This window comes from Tunicatimonas sp. (assembly GCF_049647865.1).
Taxonomy (GTDB): domain Bacteria; phylum Bacteroidota; class Bacteroidia; order Cytophagales; family Cyclobacteriaceae; genus Tunicatimonas.
On record NZ_JBARYM010000131.1, the window covers coordinates 1 to 6,076 of the forward strand.

6 protein-coding genes are annotated in these 6,076 nt (G+C 44.9%); 4 read left to right on the forward strand and 2 right to left on the reverse strand.

Going from position 1 to position 6,076, the window contains the following annotated elements; genetic code table 11:
• Positions 1-29 precede the first annotated feature (29 nt).
• The 4 genes from WBA23_RS04175 (at position 30) to WBA23_RS04190 (ending at position 4,724) form a co-directional block, all read left to right on the forward strand.
• On the forward strand, positions 30-3,005 hold the full coding sequence (locus WBA23_RS04175) for a glycoside hydrolase family 3 N-terminal domain-containing protein (RefSeq protein ID WP_424580990.1): 2,976 nt from the start codon (positions 30-32) through the stop codon (positions 3,003-3,005).
• A gap of 105 nt (positions 3,006-3,110) precedes the next feature.
• Positions 3,111-3,362 (forward strand): type II toxin-antitoxin system Phd/YefM family antitoxin, encoded by a 252-nt coding sequence (locus WBA23_RS04180; RefSeq protein WP_424580991.1) that lies wholly within the window; start codon positions 3,111-3,113, stop codon positions 3,360-3,362.
• 1 nt (position 3,363) lies between these two features.
• Entirely contained in the window at positions 3,364-3,624 is a 261-nt protein-coding gene (locus WBA23_RS04185; protein ID WP_424580992.1) for a Txe/YoeB family addiction module toxin, read from the forward strand.
• Between the two features lie 83 nt (positions 3,625-3,707).
• Positions 3,708-4,724, forward strand: a complete 1,017-nt coding sequence (locus WBA23_RS04190) for a hypothetical protein (RefSeq protein ID WP_424580993.1) — start codon at positions 3,708-3,710, stop codon at positions 4,722-4,724.
• Between the two features lie 32 nt (positions 4,725-4,756).
• On the opposite strand, the gene WBA23_RS04195 is transcribed toward WBA23_RS04190, so the two are convergent.
• Positions 4,757-5,704 carry a SelL-related redox protein gene (locus tag WBA23_RS04195; RefSeq protein ID WP_424580994.1) on the reverse strand — a complete coding sequence of 316 codons (948 nt, stop codon included), beginning with the start codon at positions 5,702-5,704 and terminating at the stop codon, positions 4,757-4,759.
• Positions 5,688-6,076: hypothetical protein (locus tag WBA23_RS04200; protein WP_424580995.1), on the reverse strand; the 389-nt coding region annotated here is incomplete at its 5' end. The genes WBA23_RS04200 and WBA23_RS04195, both read right to left, overlap by 17 nt.

A 6,076-nucleotide genomic window follows, 5' to 3' on the forward strand; every position in this document is an offset into this window, starting at 1 on the left:
GCAACATTGCGTAAACCATTCTCACGCGTATGACTATCAGAAAATCAGTAGGGGCTTTCCTTTTTCTTTTTAGCCTATTAGGCAGTACTTTGTTCGCTCAGAGCGATGAACCACCCTTTCTCAAATATACCCAAAGTGCTTGGGTAGATTCGGTGCTACAAACCCTCTCGCCCGATGAACGTATTGCTCAGCTCATTTCGGTAGCAGCGTACTCTAACCGCGATGAGGCGCATAAGCAAGCACTGCTTCAAATGATCAAGAAATACAAGATTGGCGGTTTGGTCTTTTTTCAGGGTGGCCCCGGTCGGCAGGCTCGGATGCTAAATGATCTTCAAAAAGTTGCCAATGTGCCGTTACTAGTTTCGATGGATGCCGAGTGGGGAATCGGGATGCGGTTGGATAGCACCATCAGCTATCCGTTTCAAATGACGCTCGGAGCCATTCAAGATGATAACATGCTCTACCAGATGGGACTGGAAGTAGCTCGGCAAATGAAGCGGGCGGGTATGCACATGAATTTTGCCCCGGTAGTCGATGTGAATAATAACCCGGCGAACCCGGTTATTAACTTTCGCTCGTTTGGGGAAGACAAAGAGAACGTTGCCCGCAAGGGAATTGCCTACATGCGTGGAATGCAGGACGAGAATATTCTTACCACTGCCAAGCACTTTCCTGGCCACGGCGATACCGATACCGATTCTCACTATGCGTTACCGCAAATCAACCATCCCCGGGCCCGGTTAGATTCCCTCGAGATCTATCCCTTTCGGAAGATTATTGAGGCGGGAGTAGGCGGGGTAATGGTGGCTCACCTAAATATTCCTGCGCTGGATCCTACCGAAGGCTTACCTTCTACTTTATCTAAATCCATTGTCACCGGTATTCTGAAAGACGAACTAGGTTTTGAAGGATTGATCGTGACCGATGCGATGAACATGAAGGGCGTAACCGCCGGAAATGAACCGGGCGTAGTCGACAAAGACGCTATTCTGGCTGGAAATGATTTGCTAGAGTTCACCGAAGATGTTCCTCGCACTATCGCCGAAATCCGCAAAGCTATTGAACAAGGGATTATCACTCAAGAGCAAATTGACGAACGTTGCCGTAAAATACTGGCGGTAAAACAGTGGGTCGGATTAGATAACTATCAGCCGGTAGCAGTGAAGAATATTGCAAGCGAGATGACTACCCCAGCAGGCGAATTACTCAATCGGAAGCTGATTGAGGCCGCACTAACCGTGCTAGAAAATGAGAATAGCTTGTTACCCATCCGGCAATTAGACACGCTAAAGATTGCTTCGGTAGCCATTGGGGCGAAAAATAGCACTACTTCTTTCCAGAGAACCCTGAGTTTGTATGCCAAAGTAGATCACTTAAAAATTGCGACTGACGCCGGATCAGGCACCGCAGAAACTATCCGCAGTAAGATTGCTAATTACGATGTAGTGTTAGTGAGTGTACATGACAACAGTAAGTATCCGCGTAATAGGCTGAAGCTATCAGCTTCGGTAAAGAAGTTACTGAGTGAACTTACACAACGGGAAAATACCGTGCTAACGATGTTCAAAAACCCGTATGTGCTGGACAAACTGCCTAATCCGCAGGAATCCGACGGATTGATTGTAGCCTATCAAGATAATCGCCATACCGAAGAGTTGGCGGCCCAATTGATTTTTGGCGGGATTGGAGCAAGTGGTACATTACCGGTTAGCATTGGAAATAAATACCAAGCAGGCGATGGAATAGAAATTCAGGGCGATTTACGTTTTGGCTACACTTTGCCCGAAGATGTTGGTTTGGATTCTCGCATTCTGTACTCCCGCATCGACTCATTAGTGAACGAAGCCATTAATGCCAAAGCCATTCCTGGTTGTCAGGTACTGGTGGCCAAAGATCGAAAGGTGGTCATGCATAAAGCCTACGGTTTACAACAGTACAGCGACACGGTATCGGTAAAGCTGGACGATTTATACGATTTGGCTTCCATTACTAAAATCTCATCCGCTTTGCCCGCCCTGATGAAACTGCACAGCGAAGGGAATTTTGACCTGTCGGCTAGTTTAGGCGACTATTTACCGTATTTCAAGAATTCTAATAAGGACGATGCTACTTTCCGGGAGATTTTGGCTCATCAGGCTAAGTTCAAACCCTGGATCGCTTATTGGCAAAGTACGTTGCGCAATAACGGTAGCCACAAGTGGTTTACGATCAAATCGGATTCTTCCCGCCGCTTTCCGACCAAGCTAACCGACAATATGTGGCTGCATCGTAACTATAAAAAGAAGATTTACAAAGCCATTAAAAAGTCGCCACTGGAAGATGAAGCCAAATACAAGTACTCTGGCTTAGCCTTTTACCTGTTTCCCGAAATGGTGGAGGAGTTAGCGGGCGAAGATTACGCTGCCTATATCAACGATAATTTTTATCAACCACTGGGAGCTACCACGCTGACGTTCCGTCCGTTTGAAAAATTTCCACTGGAACGGATTGTTCCCACTGAAAACGATTATCTATTTCGAGGCGAACCCATTCACGGGCCGGTGCACGACGAAGGAGCCATTCTGATGGGCGGAGTTTCAGCCAATGCTGGATTATTTGCCAACGCCAATGACTTAGCCAAATTGATACAAATGTACTTGGAAGGTGGGGAATACGGCGGGCAACGTTACATTGGCGAAGAAACTATCCAGGAATTTACCCGCTACCAATTTCCTGAAAATGATAATCGTCGTGGACTAGGATTTGACAAACCCAATATCGAACGCTCGCCCACCGGAAACGCTGCCGTGAGTGCCAGCGATGATAGCTTCGGCCACTCCGGCTTCACCGGAACCTTTACCTGGGCCGATCCCGAGCACGGTCTACTCTACGTATTCCTTGCTAACCGTGTACATCCTACCCGCGATAACACCCGCCTCTATCAACTCAACACCCGCACCAATATTCAGCAAGTCATTTACGACTCGCTGGTTGATGGAATTACTTATTCGGTAGAGAGAGAATAGTATTAGTTTTTATAGCAAAAATATTCGTCATTAGAAATAAATCCTAGTACAACTTGTTCTTAAGTGAGTACGTATACCTGTACATAAATAAGAATAAATAACTTTATGATTGCTGCAAATTTCTCGGAATTCCGAGCCGGATTAAAAAAGTATTTAGATAGCGTTGAGGATGATAACGAAACCCTAATTATCAAGCGAAAGAGCGGGAAGGGAACTGTTATAATTTCACTAGACGAGTATAACTCTATGATGGAAACCCTGCACTTGCTCAGTTCTAAGAAAAACGCTAACCGATTATACGAATCGATCCATCAGATGAAATCCGGTAAAACCATAAGGCCAAAATTGGAGGATTAATATGGTACTCATCTTTACCGAAAACGCCTGGGAGGATTATCTTTATTGGCAGAAGGTGGATAAGAGAATGATCAAAAAGATCAATAATTTAATCAAGAATATTAAAAGAACCTCCTTCAGCGGTATTGGAAAACCGGAGCCACTCAAATACGATTTGAGCGGATATTGGTCAAGGCGGATAGACCAAGAGCACCGGTTGGTTTATCAAGTAGCTGACGATGAACTGCTTATCTACGCTTGTCGCTATCACTATGATTCATAACCTACCAATAGTATCTTCTCTTTCTAAATCTATTCCAAAACTCGTACGTATACTTCTGCAGCACCTACCGTAGAAAAAGCCGTATGAACAGAACGCTCACCCTCAACCAAAGCCTGTTAACCTTCGGCATTCCACTCAGCCTGTTTGGAATACTGGCTTTTTTAATAAAGTTCTTTCCACTGGCTGGAGATGATGTGCTGAGCTTAGCCGTTTCGGTTGATCTGCTACTGACTATTCCGTTAGTTTACCTATTGTTGATCCGCCAAACGGCGATTCCAAAAACAACAACGGTCCCGGTAATGATAATCGGTCTACTGCTTGGATCATATTTTCTTCCGAAAGGAAGCCAAACGTATTTGGAACTCTTCAAAACCTGGGGTTTGCCCGTTATCGAGCTTTCGGTGCTGACGTTTGTTGTCCTAAAAGTTCGCAGTGCTATTGGTCAGTACAAACGGCTGAAAGGAATCAATCCCGATATCTTCTCAATGCTGAAAAGTACCTGCCGTGAGATTCTCCCTCCACGACTAGTCATGCTATTTGCTACTGAAGTAGCCGTGATTTACTATGGGTTTATCAACTGGGGGACTTCCTCCCCACAGAAAAACGAATTTACCTACCACAAAGAAAGTGGAAGCCCGGCATTGCTAGGGGCTTTCATTTTCATCATTATTATCGAAACGTTCGTTTTTCACCTTTTACTAGCCCAGTGGAGCGTAGTTGCCGCCTGGGTACTATCGGCTCTCAGTATTTATACCGCTTTTCAAGTTTTCGGGTTCGCCCGGTCACTTGCCAAACGACCTATTTTGATTGATGAAGATAGCTTAGTTTTACGATACGGTATTCTAAACGAAGCAACAATTCCATTCCCAGATATCGACAGAATTGAGTTATCAAGCAAACCAGCAGAGTACTCTGGTTTCATAAAACTATCCCCACTAGGAGAATTGGAAAGTCATAATGTGATTATTGGCCTCAATAAGGAAAATACAGCGGTGGGACTTTACGGAATGAAGAAGCGATTTACAATAATTGGTCTGCACATTGACGAACCAAAGAAGTTCAAGGAGCAGGTAGACAGGATACTGTTAAACTCAGAATAAGCATTAGGCAGTACTCATTTCGCTGCTGTTTACTATACTGAAATCTCACAACTAGCTAACGATATATAATCTGGTTGGTCGGAAACTAACTGGTGCTTATAGCTTTTAAGCAGTTGACCTCGGTAAATTAAGAAAATCCCAGGCATTCGGAAGCCATCGCCTACCAGTCTGCCAATTCCGTGTCCGTTAAATACTCCAGCTTTTAATCCGCGCAGCCATACTCGTAAACCAAACGCTTGAGAAAACCGAGCTCGCTGTAGTCGAAACAAGTTATACAGTTGGCACTCGGGATCACTAATATGGGCTAATCCAGCTAGATCATTCTTAGCAAAATACGCTTCGCCTTGCGCGGAACTTCCCATATGCACCAGCACAATTCTTACTCCCTGGTTTTCTATAGCCGTTCGCTTGTCAGCGATTTCGTGTAGTGCTTCCCGGCAGAAGGTACAACCAAAATGTCGTAAAAAAACTAATAACAATGGTTTTTGATACGAATACTGAGAGAGGTCGTATCCTTGGTTAGTAGAGAACTTAGCTAGAGTCTCGGAAAGTGGTTTATCCGGATTGGTACGCTGCGCTTCGTGAGGGGCCTGCCACTCTCGAAACACCCAATAAAGTGTCACCCCTAGTGGGCCCAACCAGATTAAATCCTTTACTGCAAAATAGAGCGCTAGTTGATAAGTGATAACTTCCGAAATGCAGCCCGCAATAATGGCTACCGTTTCTATAAGCTTAATCAGAAAACCTAACAATAGTATTAGCAGCCCCTTTACCGGATTGAAGGATGTGAAGTAGTATACTACTCCAAAAAGCATAGCAGTTGCTCCGATCATATGCCAAGGCAAAAATACCGTAGGTACGTCCATCTTCGCCCAACGAAGTAGGCCCTCAGGAGCAAGTACTAAGATCAGCCCCCACAACAGGTTGGTGAACCCCATGAAGCGCAGTAGCATGCCAATCCAATCAGGAAGCCGCTTCATGGGTGTTTTGTTTTCGTACTTGGATCATTCGCACAAAAATAATGGTCAACGGAATTAACCAAAGAAGATCATTCATAATCAAATGAAACAGGTAGGAGTCTGTTAGTGTAGGCTGAATAAACATAAGATAAAAGCCAATGGCTCCGAACAGTTTAGATACAATTCCTAGCGGAACTACCCACCAGAATCGGTTTGGATAAAGCGCTACTAAAATGTAAGCCATTCCAAACAATAGTACTCCGGCACCCTGCCACTTTATTAGTCCGGGAGCAGCGACTGATGTTTCGGTAATCCACTGGTAGAAAGAAGCCGGAAAGTAATAGATGAAGGCACCCCAACCAACGTTGTAAGCTCCCGCCAGCAGAAGTAATC